The organism is Pseudoalteromonas sp. 2CM37A, from assembly GCF_023161885.1.
Taxonomy (GTDB): domain Bacteria; phylum Pseudomonadota; class Gammaproteobacteria; order Enterobacterales; family Alteromonadaceae; genus Pseudoalteromonas; species Pseudoalteromonas atlantica.
The window spans coordinates 102,825-120,304 of the sequence record NZ_JALNTJ010000002.1 but is presented as its reverse complement, the minus strand read 5'-3'; the positions used below and the strand labels follow the sequence as shown (position 1 = coordinate 120,304).

Below are 17,480 nucleotides of genomic sequence, written 5' to 3'. Positions count from 1 at the left end.
CTTTACCCAAAGAGGATTTAAACATGAGTACACGCCCACCAATGCCCCCTTTTACCCGCGAAAGCGCCATCGAAAAAGTGCGCCTAGCAGAAGATGGCTGGAACAGCCGTAACGCTGAAAAGGTATCACTTGCTTATACAGTGGATACCAAATGGCGTAATCGCAGCTCTTTCGTGAACAGCCGCGAAGAAGCCGCTGCATTTTTAAAAGGTAAATGGGAAAAAGAATTGGAATATAGGCTGATAAAAGAGTTATGGGCTTTCACTGAAAACCGTATTGCCGTGCGTTACGCGTATGAGTGGCACGACGACAGCGGCAACTGGTTTCGCTCCTACGGCAACGAAAACTGGGAATTCGATGAAAACGGCTTAATGCAAAATCGCTTCGCTTGCATCAACGACTTACCCATCAAAGAATCAGAGCGTAAATTCCACTGGCCTCAAGGACGCCGCCCCGACGATCACCCAGGGTTATCGGAGTTAGGGTTGTAAGCACACCCAATACACCCGATACAAACGATAAAGTTTGCCCTCTATCGGCGTTCTTGCAGAACGCCTTAACCCTTTTCATCCTCCCAACATTTTTCAGCATTAAAGAGCTGCTTACTTAATCACTGCAAGACAAATACAGCTGTGTCAGTTGCTGGTATATGGGTTAATTTAATCATGCTGTTTTCATATATTTATAACGTTATTTTTTAATAAACTTTGCATACAAAAAAGCCCAGTGGCAAACCACTGGGCTATTACAATGCTAAGTGATCAGTTAATTAAATAACCGAAAGCTCAACTTCAATATTACCGCGTGTAGCGTTTGAGTATGGGCATACTTGGTGTGCTTTATTTACCAGCTCTTGCGCTGCTGTTTTATCCATATCACCGAGTGATACAGCTAATTTTACTGCAATGCCAAAACCGCCTTCAATCGCGCCAATAGATACTTCAGAGTTAATGTGTGTATCACTTGGTAGCGCAATTTTTTCGCTACCGGCTACAAATTTTAGTGCACCAATAAAGCACGCTGCATAACCAGCTGCAAATAATTGCTCTGGGTTTGTGCCTTGTCCGTCGTCGCCACCTAGCCCTTTTGGGGTTGATAAGTTTACATTTAAACGGCCATCGTCTGATTTAGCTACACCTTCACGACCACCGGTTGCAGTTGCTTTTGCTGTGTAAGCAACGTTTTGTAATACATTCATAGTGAACTCCAAAGTTTATCAATTAATTTAGTTTGCATGCAAAATAATAGAGCAAGTAATTAGAGATTGCAAATACTTTGTATGCAAATTAAAATGTTTTGTGAGTTGAAGGTATTAACGCACTAGGAGTTGGGTATGTCATTTGAGCAATTAAAATTAAAAAATCAGCTGTGTCATAGGTTATATATGGCATCAAATAGCATTGCACGTGCTTACCGTGAGCCTTTAGCTGCACTTAATTTAACGTATCCGCAGTATGTAGTAATGATGGCGCTGTGGGAGCAAGACAAAATAACCATAGCGCAGCTAATAGATAAAACCGCTATTGATGGTGGCGCTATGACCCAAATACTCAAAAAAATGACCGAAAAGTCTCTGCTGGCTGTTATTAAAGATGAGCACGATAAGCGTAAGCGCCTAATTCAGCTTAGCCAAAGTGGGCAAGCCCTTAAAAACGAAGCTGCTGATATTCCAAAAAATATATTATGTAAGTTTGAAAGTGTAGACCCCACACAAGCCAAACAGCTAATGCAGCTGCTTGATTTAGTAATAAGCGATTTAACAACTAAAAACGATGATGAGTTAGCCAACTAACGCGGTTATTTTTTGTTGAATAAACGCCCTAAATGCGCTGATCACCGGGGTCATTTGGCGCCGATCGGCGTACATCATATAAAGCGGTAGCGGATCACTTTGCCACTCGGGGCATAAATGAACGAGCTGCCCGCTTGCTAAATCATCAATAACATCTAAGTACGACTTATACGCAATACCTTTGCCTTCTAGCGCCCAGCGCCTAACCATTTCGCCATCGTTAACTATGTGTTGGCAATTTAGCTGCACTTTTTGCACTGCGCCATTTTTATAAAATCGCCACTCTTTAAACACTTCGCCAAAGCGCATAAAGGTAATGGTGGTGTGCTGCGTTAAATTAAGTGGATGTGTAAGCAATCCATTTTTAGCAATATACTCAGCAGAGGCCACTAAAATACGCGCATTATTTAAAAAAAGTGGCGCTGCAATTAACTGTGAATCTTTTGGTACACCAAAGCGCAGTGCAATATCAATTGATTGGCTGTAAATGTCGCTTACTTCGTCACTTAAGTGCAGTTTAAGTTTTACATTCGGGTAGTGTGCTAAAAACTCATTAAGCCATTCACTTAGTTTATTGCGCCCTAAGTCGCACGGGGCCGATACCTGTAGCGTTCCCGTTACTTCGCCCACTGCGGTTTGTACTGCAGCTACCCCTTGTTGAATAAGCGAAAGGGAGTCTTTGGCGTAACTTAAAAACTGCTCCCCTGCCACACTTAAGCGTAAGCTGCGAGTAGAGCGAATAAACAGCACGTTTCCTAAATCTTTTTCTAGGCGCTTAATAGCTGCACTTACCGCCGCTGGAGTTTGCGCGTTTTGCCGTGCGGCTTCCGAAATACTGGCGCAACTTGCTACATCTATAAAAGTTTGAATATCGTTAAATGATCGCATATTTTCAATTAAAATTTGAAAGTGCTTTAGTTTTTCATGTCTTTTTCTATTTTTCAACTGAGCTATAGTGCTTATAAGTTAAAAACACTTGGTTAAAATCATCAGGAACGTACATGAAAGCATTTGGCTACACCAAAAACACTAAAACGCTTACAGCAAGCTCTATACAAGCAATTGAGCTTGATACCCCAACAGCCAGCGGGCACGACCTACTTATTGAAGTAAAGGCTATTTCGGTAAACCCTGTAGATACAAAAATACGTGCAAATGTAGCGCCAGAGCAAGGCTACAAAGTATTAGGCTGGGACGGCGTAGGCGTTGTAAAAGCCGTTGGCGAGTCGGTATCGTTATTTAATGTGGGAGATCGTGTATTTTACGCTGGCGATTTATCGCGCCAAGGCAGTAATGCGCAATTTCAATTGGTTGATGAACGTATTGTAGGGCGTGCGCCTAAAACATTAACCGACGCACAAGCCGCAGCGCTGCCGCTAACCGGTATTACCGCCTACGAAATGCTATTTGATCGCCTGCAAGTGCCTAAAAATAAGCAAAATACTCAGCAATCTATTTTAGTTATTGGCGCCGCAGGTGGCGTTGGATCTATTTTAGTACAGCTTGCCAAGCAACTTACTGGGCTAAAGGTGGTAGGTACTGCATCGCGCGAGCAAAGCGTAACTTGGCTTAAAGAGTTAGGAGCGGATCATGTACTCAATCATACTAAAAACTTAAACGAGCAGCGCCTAGAGCTTGGTTTAGCTGAGTTTGATTACGTTATTAGCTTAACCCACACCGACCAATACCAAGACCAAATAGTTGAGTGTATTAAACCCCAAGGTAAATTTGCGCTAATAGATGACCCTACATCGTTCGATATTTTAAAGTTTAAGCGTAAATGTATTTCAGTGCATTGGGAGTTTATGTTTACCCGCTCGCTATTTACTACCGCCGATATAACAGCGCAGCACACCTTACTTAATGAAATTAGTGAGCTTATAGATGCAGGTACACTTAAAACCACGCTTGGGCAAAATTTAGGCCCAATAAACGCTGCTAATTTATATAAAGCGCATCAAATTTTAGAATCGCACACCTCACGCGGTAAACTTGTTTTAGAAGGCTTTGAAGCATGAACCAGATTAAAAAAATACTTTTAGTTGCAGCCTGTAGCACTGCGTTTTTAACCAGCAGTGCGTTTGCTAATACCGCTAATCAAAATGCTGATTTAAAAACAGTAGCTACATTCGACGCGCAGCACCCACCAGGTAATATTGCTATTACGCCCTCGGGTCGTAAGTTTTTATCGGTACATGGTTTTTACGGCCAAAAACAAAAAATTATGGAGCTATTAAACGATGGCACCACCAAACCCTACCCTAATAAAGAATGGGCATACGCGTACAAAAACGGCAAAGGGTTTTACGACGTACTTGGCATAAATGTATCTGCCGATGGCGTGTTATGGATGCTTGATACATCAGGCCCTGATCATGCTGGGCGTTTAGTCGGTTGGGATACCAACAAAGAGCAGCTGCATAAAATAATTTATTTAGCTAAACCCACCATTACCGACACCTCGTTTTTAAACGATTTAGTTATCGATAATAAACACGGCGTTGTATACATTGCCGACACCGCACAAGGCAGCCAAGCCGCTATTATTACCGTAAATTTAAAAACAGGTGAGGCGCGCAGAGTCTTACAAAATAGCCCATACACCACAGCCGAAAACATCGACATGGTCATTGAAGGGCGCACCATGAAACTAGGCGGCCAACCAGCACGTTTAGGCGTAAACCCAATCACACTCGACCCAAGCGAACAGTGGCTTTACTTTGGCTCTATGTCTGGCACATCGGTTTACCGTATTGCCACAAGCGATATTAACAATAAAAGCCTGAGCGCAAGCGCCCTTGAAAGTAAAGTAACGCGTTACGGCACTAAACCAATTTCAGATGGCATTATTGTTGATGGCGGCGGTAATGTGTATGTTACCGACATAACCAACGGCGCAATTGGTGTAGTAAAACCAAGCGGTAAATACCACGTATTATATAAAGACGAGCGCTTAAGCTGGCCTGATGGCTTTAGTTATGGCGCCGATCATAAAATATATTTTACCGTAGATGAGTTACACCGCTCGCCAGTATTAAATAACGGTAAAAATGCCAGCCAAGGAAAATTTAGTGTGCTGTCGTTCGACCCACTAGTAAAGGGTAAAGTAGGGCGCTAAATACAGCGTATAAACCATACGCCACGCACCCGCTGCGTGGCTTTTTGGTGCAACTTTTAAGCCTTTTAGCCCCAAAGTGGTGCTAAGCGCTCAAAAGTTATTTTTAGTGTTTTAATAAATATCTGATTTGTATTCATAAAATATTCAATTAACAGTTGGCATAATTCTTCCACAGTAGAGATGTGTTCAGTGAAACTTTCAAGGAAAATACCATGGCTAACCTATACCACACCCTTTACCTACTATGGCGTTTAGACATTAGCGTATGGCAGGTAAACGATCCGAGTAATACCCATACTACGTGCGACAAAGAGCGAGTTTACAGCCGATAAATTTCGTATTTATAGGCTTTGCAAGCGCGGCCATTGCGTTGTATTGTTAAGTAACTAAAAACAATATGATTGGAACGTGTATGCACGCCTTAGAAGTAAATTTTGATGGCTTAGTTGGCCCTACTCACAACTATGCGGGTTTATCGTATGGTAACGTTGCCTCGTTAAATAATGCGGCAAGTTTTTCAAACCCTCAAGAAGCTGTGTTACAGGGCCTTGAAAAAATGAAAGCCATGCACGACAAAGGCCTAACACAAGGTGTGTTTGCGCCCCACGCACGCCCCGATTTAAACGTACTACGTCGCCTAGGTTTTACCGGCAACGACTCGCAAGTTATTCATAAAGCATTTAAAGCCGACCCTATTTTATTGCGCGCGTGTTACTCGGCCTCTGCAATGTGGACTGCCAATGCCGCTACTGTTTCTCCATCGCCAGACACCCTCGATGGCAAAGTGCACTTTACCTCAGCTAATTTAAACAATAAGTTTCATCGCTCGCTAGAGCCTGCTACAACTACCCGCTTACTAAAAGCCATGTTTAATAACGATAGCTACTTTGCACACCACACGCATTTACCCGATCAGGGCTTTTTTGGCGACGAAGGCGCGGCTAACCACACCCGACTTTGCGACAGCCACGGCGAGCAAGGCCTAGAAATGTTCGTATTTGGCGCAAGTGCCTTTAACAGCCAGTTACCAAAACCGGCTAAGTTTCCTGCAAGGCAAACACTAGAAGCCTCAGAAGCCATTTGCCGATTACATAATTTAAAAGAATCGAGCCAAATTTTACTGCAGCAAAATCCAGATGTTATAGACCAAGGCGTGTTTCATAACGATGTAATTGCAGTAGGTAACGCAAACGTATTGCTTTGCCACCAGCAAGCATTTTTAAACCAACACGATGCCCTGCAAGAAATTCGCGATGCCTACACCGGCAGCAAACAGCTATACATAATTGAAGTACCTACCGATAAAGTAAGCATTAGCGATGCAGTAAGCAGTTACTTATTTAATAGCCAATTAGTAAGCCTAGATGATGGCTCAATGCTATTAGTAGCGCCACAAGAGTGCCAACGTAATAGCGCAGTAAACGCCTACATTGAAGAAATGATTTTAGCCGATAACCCAGTAAACCAAGTGCAGTTTTTTGACCTGCGCCAAAGTATGCAAAATGGCGGCGGACCTGCCTGCCTGCGTTTACGTGTAGCCCTTAACCAACAAGAGCTAAGCGCAGTAAACCCTGAGGTTATTTTAACCGATACTAAATACACTCAGCTTTGTGACTGGGCAAAGCGTAACTACCGCGATAAGCTAGGTGCAAGCGACTTTGCCGATTCAGCCCTACTTACCGAAAGCTACCAAGCACTGGATGAACTCACCCAGCTCCTTAATTTAGGCTCAGTATACGACTTTCAATTAGAAGGGTAATACTCGTCAGCAAAAAGCTAATACAAAAATAGCGAGCCAAGGCTCGCTATTTTTATTTGTGCTTATGCTAATAGTGTTTAAAGGTTTTATTTACCGTTATTTACCGTTACCGCCGATGCCATCGACTCAGATATATGCAGCGTACGCTGCGGAAACGGAATACTCAGCCCCGCGCCTTCTATGGCCTCTTTAACGCGTTTATTTAAATCCCAAACGGTTTGCCAGTAATCGCCATTTACAGCCCATGCACGTAATTGAATATTTACTGCGCTTTCGCCTATTGAGGTAACCATTACTTTAGGCGCGGGCTCTGCGAGTAATCGGCTTTCTGATTCGGCAACTTCTTTAAGTACATTTAAGCCTACATCAATAGAGTCGGCGAACGAAATTCCCACCACTATATCCATACGCCTTTTACCGTTACGGGTAAAGTTTTTAATGTTGCCGCCCCACACTTTACCGTTAGGCGATGCGATATACAGGCCGTCGGTGGTTTTAAAAATGGTCGTAAATAAGTTTATTTCGTTTACTGTGCCAAGCGTGCCGCTCGCATCTACAAAGTCGCCTATTTTAAATGGCCTAAGTATGAGTAGCATAATGCCAGCGGCAATATTACTTAAGGTGTTTTTAAGCGCCAAACCAATCGCTAAACCCGCCGCGCCCATTAGCGCTATTAAGCTTGCCGTATTAACGCCAAAAATATCTAAAATAAACAGCCCAGCAATTATGTAAACTAAATACCCGGCAATGCTCGATAAAAGCGGCAGTAGCGTTTCGTCTACTTTTTTTAATGGCGACTTAGAATTTTTAATCGCTTTTTTTACTGAACGCGCAATAAGCGCACTCGCAACTAAAATAGCCAAAGCTAATACCACTTTGTAACCTAAAGTGATGATTGTTTCTGAATGGCTTTGCCAAAACGCAATAAGTTTATCTTTCATACATATTCCAACTATGGGCTGATTATCAGCAAGAATTAAATCTATACACTTCAAAAGAAGTGGCGGGAGTATATAGTAAAAATTTTAAAGCGATAGCATTAAAATAAGTGGAAGGTGTGCCTATATCAGCAAATTAATTGGGCAAAGTTTTTCTTTTTTTCGCTTAAATTTTCACACTTAAAACCTTAGTGCTCACAAACTAGTTAACCTATGGCGTACATACTTTTGTTCAAAAATGCGCAAAGTAAAATAAAGATTAATTTCAAGTAACTATTCTAAAAACCAGTTCAATCTAAATTCAGCTTAGCCCTTCTACAATCCGCTTTATAAACTAAAGGAGTAAATCATGAATTTTAAATCAACATTAGTCAGCAGCGCCGTTCTTTTTGCATTAGCCGGGTGTGGCTCTTCAAGTGATGACAATGACACAACACCGCCACAATCTAGCGACAAATCAACCTTTAGCCTTGGTGTGTCAGATGCGCCGGTTAGTGGTTTAAAAGCGGTTAACGTCGTATTTGATTCAATCACTATTAAAACACAAGGCGATGAAGAATTTAGTTTTGAAACCCGAAGTGAAGCTGACGCATCTCAACCACAAATGGTTAATTTACTCGATTACACCGGGGACGATGTTTTTGAGCTGCTTGACGATCAAGAAGTGCCAGCAGGCGAATACTCGTGGATCCGCGCTCAGGTTATAAATGGCGATACTAATAACCTTAGTTTTACATCTCACGTAGTATACGAAGACGACAGCATTGCTCCGCTCGTGGTTAAAAGAAAAGGGAATGATGGTGTAGGCGAAATACAACTCGATGGCTTTACACTTAACCAAACTGATAACGACTTTGTTTTAGAATTTGACCTAAAAAAATCGCTGGTCGATCCCCAAAATAATGAGGAGATCTTTTTAAAACCTAGAGGCGTACGATTACAAAATCTTTCTGAGTCACAAGAAATTGAAGGCACAGTAAGCCAAGCGCTTATTAATAACTGTGAAACAGATAATATCGCCACTGCTGCTGCAGATTCAACGTTTGGACACGCCGTATATTTATATTCATCAGATGCTCAAGTACCTAAAGATATATACGAAATAGATGAGCAAACCCCAGAAGATGCTCCACTTGCGACCGCAAATGTTGTATTTGATCAAGACGATAACCAATATGAGTTTGAGCTTGCTTTCATTACACCGGGAGACTACCAACTTGGCTATACGTGCACCGCACATATAGACGATGCAGAGCTAGAAGATACTGATTTCACTGTTTATCAACTTAAGCAAATTAGTGTACCGCAAACTGAGGACCTTTCAGTTAGCTTTGACGTAACACAATAAACGTATAGCGCACTTTAAGGTGCGCTTTTTTTTATAAAAAGTATAACAAAAACGAACACTCCACCTTTGCAAAAACCCATTAAAGCCACTCATCTAAGATCATCCAAATAATTCATTCGAAAAGTGACCTGCATTCAAGCCCCGTTAACCCAGAACTGGTACAGTCAATAGCACGTATTAGTTAAACCGTTCTTATCATTTTGAATATGTAAACATAGGAGAAATAATCATGGCGAAAGAAAAAGTAGTTCTAATTACAGGTGCCTCTAGTGGCATAGGTGAAGCGAGTGCAAAAACATTGGTTAATAACGGCCATAAAGTCATTCTTACCGCCAGAAGTGAAGATAAATTAGCTGAACTAGTTGAGTCATTAGGTGAAGATAACGCACTGAGTGTACCCGCAGATGCCACCGACTTTACCGAACTTGAAAACGTAGTAACAGAAGGGCTTAAAAAATTTGGCCGACTAGATGCCGCATTTGCCAACGCAGGTATGGGCGTTTCAACCGCAGGCACTGAAAAAGGCGACCCCGATGAATGGTCAACCATGATAGACATAAACATTAAAGCCCTGCTGTGGACGGCAAAAGCAACCCTGCCTCATTTACGCCAAAACAAAGGCCACTTTATATTAACCAGCTCAGCCGCTGGCCGTAAGCCAATAAAAGGCTCTATTTATGGCGCAACTAAATGGTTTGCTTACGGGTTTGGCCAAAACTTAGCTGAAGAAATGAGCGAGTGGAATGGCCGCTGTACCACCATAGCCCCAGGCATGGTAAACACCCCATTTTTTGATGAAGCTAAGCCCGACAAACTCGACCCGCAAGATGTAGCCGACGCCGTATTGTTTGCCATTGAAGCAAACCAGCGCAACAACGTGCGCGAGATTTATTTAATGCCGACTAATTAACGTTGATTGGTTGAATTTGAGCTTTCAGGTTTAATGCCAATGGCGTTAAACCTGATGGTTTTTTTAATAAATACTGGCTGGATAGAATGAATAATTTCAGAGGGTGTCTTGTTTATTTATCTTGTTTATTTAGTAATTGTAACGGCACGAGATAACTGTAATTGCTGTATCATCCACGGCATATACCAAACGATTTGTATCATCAATTCTACGAGACCAAAAGCCTGAAAGATTTTCTTTGAGGGGTTCCGGTTTTCCAATCCCATCAAAAGGAGAGCGCTTAACATCGACAATTAGCTTATTTATACGTTTCATGGTTTTCTTATTTTGAGTCTGCCAGTAGACGTAACTATTCCAAGCTTCATCAGTCCATGATAATAACCTGCTACTCATCAATAAGTTCTCGTGGAGTCGTTTTGCCCGCTTTATACTGCGCAATTGAACGGTTTAAATGCTCAGCGTTCGCTGGAGAGCGAAGTAAATGAACAGTTTCCATAAGGCTGTTGTAGTAATCTAATGACATTACAACCGCATCTTCAGTGTCACGACGAGTGATTACTGTCGTATCTGCATCATTAATTACATTATCCAAAACGGTTTTTAGACTATTTCGGGCTTCGGTAAAAGACACTATTCTCATTTTGCACCTCACTTGTACATTATATAAGACAAGTTTAGCTGGAAAATTATTACATGTACAGGATACTGTGCATTACTTTGTCGTGGTAGCAAATTTCTAAATAAAGCGCACGGACATGTGGGCTAAAACAAAGGCCACTTTATATTAACCAGCTCAGCCGCTGGCCGTAAGCCAATAAAAGGCTCTATTTACGGTGCAACTAAATGGTTTGTTACGGGTTTGGGCAAAACTTAGCTGAGGAAATGAATGAGTGTAATGGCCGCTGCACCACCATAGCCCCTACACCCCATTTTTTGATGAAGCAAACCAGCGCAACAACGTGCGCGAGATATATTTAATGCCGACTAATTAACGCTGATTGGTTAAATTTGAGCTGCCAGGTTTAATGCCAATAGCGTTAAACCTGATGGTTGTTTGTATTTTGAGGTTAGATTTTAATAGCGTAAGGTTGAACACTGCATAATTAAAGGTCTGATTAGCTGCGTACTTCTACACGCCAAGGTGGATTAATCCTATTTTCACCAGCCCAATATAGCTTAATTTTATGACCTGACGGATCATGCAGTACGGCCTCTCGCCATAAATAACTCTGGTCTGTAGGTTCTTGTATAAATACAAAACCTTTAACTTTTAAAGCCTCAACCAGTTCATCTAATTGTTCATGTTCAAAATATATTACCGTGCCACAATCAAACTCACCTCGATCTAAAGACAATGAGAAAGTTGAATCCCCATCTAGGCATTCAAAGCGAGCATAATGTGGGGTATCTACAATTTGGGTAAAACCTAAGTCGCGATAAAATTTAGTCGAAATTTCCATATCCGTAACGGGTAATGTAATTTGATTTAAGTTCATTTAACTTCCCTGTAAAAATTAAAAGTGACAAGTAAGCCTGTTGTTTAGGCACTGCCATGTAATATTTTGCTTTTTATACAAACAAAAGCCTGAAGCTTAGCCTATCAAAGTGAACACTATAAGTGGTTAATAGTTTAATGGGTTTTATTATGGATCACTCACTACAATGTACTCTCCATTGGGATATGACGGCTGCCTACCTGACACGATGAGCCTGCAGTAGTAAAGCGTCTAATCCAATGAGTTACTAAAGCATCGCCACTGTTTAATGGTTAGGGTGTACTGTTTAACTGCCTTTTTGTGATATTGGCCAAGCTCGAACACACCAAACCCAAGCTTCTCGATGACACTAATTGATCCCGTATTTTCAGGCTCCACTATCGCAATTATTTCTGAAATATTTAAATTAGTGAAAGCATACTCTATAACTGCACAAACAGCTTCAGTAGCATAGCCTTTATTCCAATGTTCTCTGCCAAGTCTATATCCTAAATTTACGACTAGCTTATCATTATATGTTTCTTTATTTAGGCCTGAAAAACCAAGCAACTTGTTATTATTTTTATCAATTATTGCCCAAGGCCCGAAGTCATATTCTTCATAGCTTTTTTGACACCATTGGACAAAATTTGATGTTGCTATTTCATCCATAACACCATTTAAAGAATAAAGCATAACCTCAGGATCAGATAAAATTAGTGATAAAGGTTTAATATCGTCACTAGTTAATGGACGAAGCAAAAGTCTTTTAGTTTCTAGCAAATTTACTCAACTCCTTTTAATTAAGATGACACCCACTTTATTTAATCTGTTCAAATTTTGCCATCGAATTAAATTTTGAAACTAAATTTACGCGCTTATCATCCTAAAAATCGAAGTTAACGGCTAAAATAATTAAGATGGCACCCACTTTATTTAATCTGGCGGCTCACTTAATGCAAAACTTAGGGTGGGTGTCTATTTAATTTTCTTTCTGGATGAACTCACCCAGCTGCTTAACTTAGGCTCAGTGTACGACTTTCAATTAGAAGGTTAATACTCGTCAGCAAAAAGCTGATACAAAAATAGCGAGCCAAGGCTCGCTATTTTTATTTGTGTTTGTGCTAATAGAGTTTAAATACCTTTATTAACCGTTACTGCCGATGCCATCGACTCAGCCCCGCGCCTTCTATGGCCTCTTTAACGCGTTTATTTAAATCCCACATGGTTTGCCAGTAATCGCCATTTACAGCCCATGCACTTAAACGTTTTTAATGTTGTCGCCCCACACTTTACCGTTAAGCAGTAGGGTAAGTTCGTCAATACAAGAGTATATTCAACACGTTTGTGCTGTTGCTTGCTGCCGGTTTAATTGCAGGTAGCTTAAAAACCACATTACTAAGCCACCTAAAAACAACGCCGCTGCGACATAGCCTGTTTGGTTAGGCGCTGCACCTTGTGCAATAACAGCCCCGCCAACCCAAGGGCCGATAGCATTTGCGGTGTTAAATGCGCATTGTACTAAAGCACCAATCATTGCATGGCCCTCTGGGGCTACATCCATTAATAGAGATTGAATAAGTGTTGCTATACCGATACTACAGCCAATTAAAAATATAACCGTATAAAGCAGCCAAATATTGTAACTTGCGCTAACGTAGGCAATTGCAAATACAATGGTACACACAAGTGCAAGCCCTGTGGTTTTAATGGCAGATTTATCGGCCGCTTTACCTAATATGTAATTACCTAACGTACAACCAATACCAAACATCACCATAGCGATAGAAATAGTGTAAGGGGCTGTTTTAGTTACATCTAAAATTGTATCGGCAATGTACGTATAAATACAAAACACGCCGCCAAAGCCAATAACAACAATACCTAAAATAGACCACACCAGTTTATTTTTAAGTACGCCAAACTCATTAAGTAAGTTAGATGGCTTAGCGTTATCAATATTTGGCACTACTTTGTATACAAATATAAACGCAATAAACGCTAAAACCGCAGCGCCACCTAAGCAATAACGCCAGCTTAGATTTTGCCCCACCAAGGTAACAATAGGCACGCCAACGATGGTCACAATGGTTAAGCCCATAAATACTTTTGACATAAAGCTTGCGCGTTTACCCGAAGGGGCAATATCGGAGGCAAGCAAAATAGCGGCACCAAAGTAAGCGCCGTGAGGTAAGCCACTTAAAAAGCGAAAAATAACGAGCTGCTCTAATGAGGTTGCTAATGCACTCAAACCATTAGAAATACACATTAGGCTTAAAAAAATCAGCAAAGCTTTGCGTTTTCGCATATTGGCCGTTGTAAGCATTAATACCGGCGCGCCTACCACAACACCAATAGCATAGGCGCTAATTGCATAGCCACTTTGCGAAGGGGTTGAGCCAAACGTTTCACTGATCAGCGGCAGCATAGGCATCATTGAAAATTCTGATAATCCTAAAATAAACGTACCTAGTGCTAACACCAATAAAATAGCAGCTTTATTTAACTGATTAGATGCCGACGCAACATCTGCACTCATAGAAGATCCTTTAACTTTGATTTTAAAAATAGCGAATAGCCAAACACTAACCATGTCGAATTGCGGTAGTAGTATGGCTATTTAAAGTGGAAAACGTGTGGCGTCAGTTATAAAAAACATTTTTAAACTGCACACTTATTTTACGAATACCTTATAGCCATACGCAGGTACAGATAGCTGAGTATCTGCATTGATAACTGTGGCCTTATTTGAAAAATATTCGGTGTATTCACCTAATTGAATTGTTTCATTAAAAGAGACACTTTGCGCTTTATCTGAAAAATTAATAACTACAAATACTTTATCTTCAGCTTTTTGCCGAGCAAAAGAAAAAATAGCCTTACTGTTGTTATTAGGCACAGGAATCATTTTACCACCCCAATTACCGTTCCAAAGTGCCTGATTTTTATGCTTTAGTTTAAATAATTGTTTGTATAAATCACCCACAGGGTGAGCCTTCCAAGTGATCTCATCTTTTTCAAAAAATGCCAGTGGCCTGTCCAACCCAGCTTCTTGCCCACTGTAAATGAGTGGCATTCCCTCTGCAGTCACTGTTAATACAATACCCGCATTTAGGTATTTACCATGGCGCGCAAACATAGACTTTTCCCACGAATTTTTATCGTGATTATCAACAAAATTCATTTTGATTGCATTGTCAGGCCAAGCACTCAACGCATGCGCAAAATGAGAATAAACTGTTGATGCATCGCCATGCCCTTTATTAACATCAACTAGCGTATCGTGTAGCTCCCATGCATAGGTCATATCAAACGCTTTTTTATGCAAATCTCTTGCATCCCATTCTGCAAGCATAAAAACAGGCTTTATTTTATCAAGCTCAATGCGAACAGTGTCCCAAAAGTTGGTAGGAATAAACCCAGCCACATCTGCACGATAGCCATCAATATTTGCTTCTTCAACCCAATAAATTAATGAGTCAGTCATGTATTTACGCAGCTGTGGGTTTTCGTAATCAAAATCAATAATATCGGTCCAATCCCACCATGGGGTAGGCTGAAAACTACCGTTATGATCTTTTGTGTACCATTCGGGGTTACTTATTGTGAGTGGGTTATCCCATGCAGAATGATTAGCCACCCAATCAAGTATTACGTACATGCCAAGTTCATGCGCTTGATCAACTAGCGACTTAAACTCATCCATAGTGCCGAACTCAGGGTTAACAGCTTGGTAATCCTTTACTGCGTAATAACTTCCTCGTTTACCTTTACGATTTTTTTCACCTATGGGTTGGATTGGCATTAACCACAGTATATCTACGCCTAAGTCCTTTAATCGAGGTAAGTGCGAGGCAAACGCATTAAAAGTACCTTCGGGCGTATATTGACGAATATTAACCTCATAAATAGTGGCATTTTTACTCCACTGAGGATGTGTTAATTCTACATACGGTTGGGGTTCAAAAGCATGCAATTTATCTTGTGGTTGCACGGTATTGCATCCACTTAAAAATAACAACGAAACAAAAAGAGTAAAAGCATGCGCTTTATTTAATATTATATTTTTAAGTACCATTAATGATCTCTGTTGAGTAAAAGTGGCACTATTGTCGAGTATTTAAAAACAAGAACAACCGGCTAAAAACAAAATCACTGTTTACATATAGAAACAATGCTTGATAATGTTTTTATACAAACCACACCAAGCCACCATTATGAAACTAGATGATGTACGATTATTTGCAGAAGTTGTTAAGCAAGGAAGTTACTCGAAAGCTGCACTTAGCTTAGGTGTTTCAAAAGGGTATTTATCAAAGCAAATAAAACAACTGGAAGCCCAGCTAGAAAAACAGCTATTAGTAAGAAATACGCGTACTATGCGCCTTACATCAGCTGGCGAGGTTCTTTTTGAACAGTCGAGAAAATTAACCCGATTTTGGTCAGATACCAAAACATTATTAAATAACAACGAAGATTCAATTGCAGGTGAAGTAAAATGCACAGCACCCGTAGGCCTTGCTCAATATAGCTTGTGGCCTATTTTATCTGACGTTATGAATAAGCATAAAGGCCTTTCTATCTGCCTCGATACCGGAAACCCTACTCATAACCTAATAGCTGATGATTACGATTTTGCAGTCAGAATATGTAACGCCCCACCAGAGGATATGGTTGCCAAAAAAATCGGCCAAGTGAAATACGTATGCTGTGCTTCACCAGAGTTTATTGCACTAAATAACTCCCCTGTTACACCTGAGCAGTTAATAGACTTTCCATGCTTAGTGCTCTCGCATTGGAGAGAGTGGACATTTCATCAAGAGCAATTAGCTTTAAATATCCAGTTACAAGGTAAATTAATGTCTTCAGACAACGAGGTTTTGAAAAAAGCGTGCTTAGCACACAAAGGTATAGCGCGCTTACCACGCTATATGGTGCAAAAAGAGCTAGAAAGAGGGGCTTTAATAAGTTTGTTTGATAACTACCAAATAGAGACAAAAGATGTATATATTTTATACCCTCAAATAAGCAGCCGGCCTAAGCGTATAAAGTATGTTATTGACGCTATTATTGATGCAAGCGATTTAATTTAACCTAATATTTATATTAAGTCGCTAGGTAATCTTTTATACCACACAACGTAAAAAACGATTAAAATTAGTTGAAGTAAAAAATGTCATCATTTTAAATTGAGTGACTTTATACTAAAGCACCTTAAAAGTTAGCGCTGAAAATTGTGCAGGCTTAGCATTTTTATCATATTGCCTATTTATGGGTAGCACCCACACTACCTAGTCTAAGCCTTATCTAAATACTATACACAGCTGAAAATTCAACCTCAAATGATAAACAGGCCTCTCCATTCAAGCCCCGTTAACCCAGAACTGGTACAGTTAATAGCACGTATTAGTTAAACCGTCCTTATCATTTCGAATATGTAAACATAGGAGAAATAATCATGGCGAAAGAAAAAGTAGTTCTAATTACAGGTGCCTCTAGTGGCATAGGTGAAGCGAGTGCAAAAACATTGGTTAATAACGGCCATAAAGTCATTCTTACCGCCAGAAGTGAAGATAAATTAGCTGAACTAGTTGAGTCGTTAGGTGAAGATAACGCACTGAGTGTACCCGCAGATGCCACCGACTTTACCGAACTTGAAAACGTAGTAACAAAAGGGCTTAAAAAATTTGGCCGACTAGATGCCGCATTCGCCAACGCGGGTATGGGCGTTTCAACCGCAGGCACCGAAAAAGGCGACCCCGATGAATGGTCAACCATGATAGACATAAACATTAAAGCCCTGCTGTGGACGGCAAAAGCAACCCTGCCTCATTTACGCCAAAACAAAGGCCACTTTATATTAACCAGCTCAGCCGCTGGCCGTAAGCCAATAAAAGGCTCTATTTACGGTGCAACTAAATGGTTTGCTTACGGGTTTGGCCAAAACTTAGCTGAGGAAATGAGCGAGTGGAACGGCCGCTGTACCACCATAGCCCCTGGCATGGTAAACACCCCATTTTTTGATGAAGCTAAACCCGACAAACTCGACCCATAAGATGTGGCCGACGCCGTACTATTTGCCATTGAAGCAAACCAGCGCAACAACGTGCGCGAGATATATTTAATGCCGACTAATTAAC

At 40.9% G+C, this 17,480-nt stretch carries 17 protein-coding genes and 2 pseudogenes; 10 read left to right on the top strand and 9 right to left on the bottom strand.

Annotation, left to right across the window (positions count from 1 at the left end; genetic code table 11):
• The first annotated feature begins 23 nt into the window (after positions 1-23).
• Positions 24-491, top strand: coding sequence for a nuclear transport factor 2 family protein (locus MTF68_RS04275; RefSeq protein ID WP_248461767.1), 468 nt, complete (start codon positions 24-26; stop codon positions 489-491).
• Positions 492-769: 278 nt separating this feature from the next.
• On the opposite strand, the gene MTF68_RS04270 is transcribed toward MTF68_RS04275, so the two are convergent.
• Positions 770-1,198 (bottom strand): organic hydroperoxide resistance protein, encoded by a 429-nt coding sequence (locus MTF68_RS04270; protein WP_004587024.1) that lies wholly within the window; start codon positions 1,196-1,198, stop codon positions 770-772.
• A gap of 135 nt (positions 1,199-1,333) precedes the next feature.
• Between MTF68_RS04270 and MTF68_RS04265 the strand changes: the two genes are divergently transcribed.
• Positions 1,334-1,792 (top strand): MarR family transcriptional regulator, encoded by a 459-nt coding sequence (locus MTF68_RS04265; protein ID WP_248461766.1) that lies wholly within the window; start codon positions 1,334-1,336, stop codon positions 1,790-1,792.
• Here MTF68_RS04265 and MTF68_RS04260 read toward each other — a convergent pair.
• The gene (locus MTF68_RS04260) at positions 1,781-2,680 is read right to left on the bottom strand and encodes a LysR family transcriptional regulator (protein ID WP_248461765.1); all 900 of its coding nucleotides are present in this window, start codon (positions 2,678-2,680) and stop codon (positions 1,781-1,783) included. The two genes, MTF68_RS04265 and MTF68_RS04260, sit on opposite strands and share 12 nt — an antisense overlap.
• 113 nt (positions 2,681-2,793) lie before the next feature.
• Here MTF68_RS04260 and MTF68_RS04255 point away from each other — a divergent pair, with 113 nt between their 5' ends.
• From MTF68_RS04255 to astB, 3 genes are all read left to right on the top strand, one after another.
• Positions 2,794-3,810 (top strand): zinc-binding alcohol dehydrogenase family protein, encoded by a 1,017-nt coding sequence (locus MTF68_RS04255; RefSeq protein WP_248461764.1) that lies wholly within the window; start codon positions 2,794-2,796, stop codon positions 3,808-3,810.
• Positions 3,807-4,910: a major royal jelly family protein gene (locus MTF68_RS04250; RefSeq protein ID WP_248461763.1), complete on the top strand. Its 1,104-nt coding sequence runs from the start codon at positions 3,807-3,809 to the stop codon at positions 4,908-4,910. The genes MTF68_RS04255 and MTF68_RS04250 overlap by 4 nt, the downstream gene beginning before the upstream one ends.
• 412 nt (positions 4,911-5,322) lie before the next feature.
• The gene (gene astB, locus MTF68_RS04245; RefSeq protein WP_029773659.1) at positions 5,323-6,669 is read left to right on the top strand and encodes an N-succinylarginine dihydrolase; all 1,347 of its coding nucleotides are present in this window, start codon (positions 5,323-5,325) and stop codon (positions 6,667-6,669) included.
• Between the two features lie 86 nt (positions 6,670-6,755).
• Here the strand turns inward: astB and MTF68_RS04240 are convergent, their stop codons facing one another.
• Entirely contained in the window at positions 6,756-7,610 is an 855-nt protein-coding gene (locus MTF68_RS04240; protein WP_248461762.1) for a mechanosensitive ion channel domain-containing protein, read from the bottom strand.
• 346 nt (positions 7,611-7,956) lie between these two features.
• On the opposite strand from MTF68_RS04240, the gene MTF68_RS04235 reads away from it, so the two are divergent.
• Both MTF68_RS04235 and MTF68_RS04230 read left to right on the top strand, forming a co-directional pair.
• Entirely contained in the window at positions 7,957-8,955 is a 999-nt protein-coding gene (locus MTF68_RS04235; RefSeq protein WP_248461761.1) for a DUF4382 domain-containing protein, read from the top strand.
• A gap of 229 nt (positions 8,956-9,184) precedes the next feature.
• Entirely contained in the window at positions 9,185-9,865 is a 681-nt protein-coding gene (locus MTF68_RS04230) for an SDR family oxidoreductase (RefSeq protein WP_248461760.1), read from the top strand.
• A gap of 129 nt (positions 9,866-9,994) precedes the next feature.
• Here the strand turns inward: MTF68_RS04230 and MTF68_RS04225 are convergent, their stop codons facing one another.
• Entirely contained in the window at positions 9,995-10,258 is a 264-nt protein-coding gene (locus tag MTF68_RS04225; RefSeq protein ID WP_248461759.1) for a Txe/YoeB family addiction module toxin, read from the bottom strand.
• A complete protein-coding gene (locus MTF68_RS04220; RefSeq protein ID WP_055016076.1) occupies positions 10,251-10,505 on the bottom strand; it encodes a type II toxin-antitoxin system prevent-host-death family antitoxin in 255 nt (84 codons plus the stop codon). The genes MTF68_RS04225 and MTF68_RS04220 overlap by 8 nt, the downstream gene beginning before the upstream one ends.
• Before the next feature lie 132 nt (positions 10,506-10,637).
• On the opposite strand from MTF68_RS04220, the pseudogene MTF68_RS04215 reads away from it, so the two are divergent.
• Positions 10,638-10,857 (top strand): annotated as a pseudogene (locus MTF68_RS04215) (short-chain dehydrogenase); the annotation flags it as partial.
• A gap of 123 nt (positions 10,858-10,980) precedes the next feature.
• On the opposite strand, the gene MTF68_RS04210 reads toward MTF68_RS04215, so the two are convergent.
• The 4 genes from MTF68_RS04210 to MTF68_RS04195 form a co-directional block, all read right to left on the bottom strand.
• A complete protein-coding gene (locus tag MTF68_RS04210) occupies positions 10,981-11,361 on the bottom strand; it encodes a VOC family protein (RefSeq protein WP_248461758.1) in 381 nt (126 codons plus the stop codon).
• Between the two features lie 231 nt (positions 11,362-11,592).
• Entirely contained in the window at positions 11,593-12,123 is a 531-nt protein-coding gene (locus MTF68_RS04205) for a GNAT family N-acetyltransferase (protein ID WP_126009457.1), read from the bottom strand.
• Positions 12,124-12,676: 553 nt separating this feature from the next.
• A complete protein-coding gene (locus tag MTF68_RS04200) occupies positions 12,677-13,879 on the bottom strand; it encodes an MFS transporter (protein ID WP_248461757.1) in 1,203 nt (400 codons plus the stop codon).
• A 135-nt stretch (positions 13,880-14,014) separates the two neighbouring features.
• Positions 14,015-15,334, bottom strand: coding sequence for an alpha-amylase family glycosyl hydrolase (locus MTF68_RS04195; protein ID WP_248461756.1), 1,320 nt, complete (start codon positions 15,332-15,334; stop codon positions 14,015-14,017).
• A gap of 190 nt (positions 15,335-15,524) precedes the next feature.
• Here MTF68_RS04195 and MTF68_RS04190 point away from each other — a divergent pair, with 190 nt between their 5' ends.
• The gene (locus tag MTF68_RS04190) at positions 15,525-16,433 is read left to right on the top strand and encodes a LysR family transcriptional regulator (RefSeq protein ID WP_248461755.1); all 909 of its coding nucleotides are present in this window, start codon (positions 15,525-15,527) and stop codon (positions 16,431-16,433) included.
• A gap of 365 nt (positions 16,434-16,798) precedes the next feature.
• Positions 16,799-17,479: pseudogene (locus MTF68_RS04185) on the top strand (SDR family oxidoreductase).
• Position 17,480 lies beyond the last annotated feature (1 nt).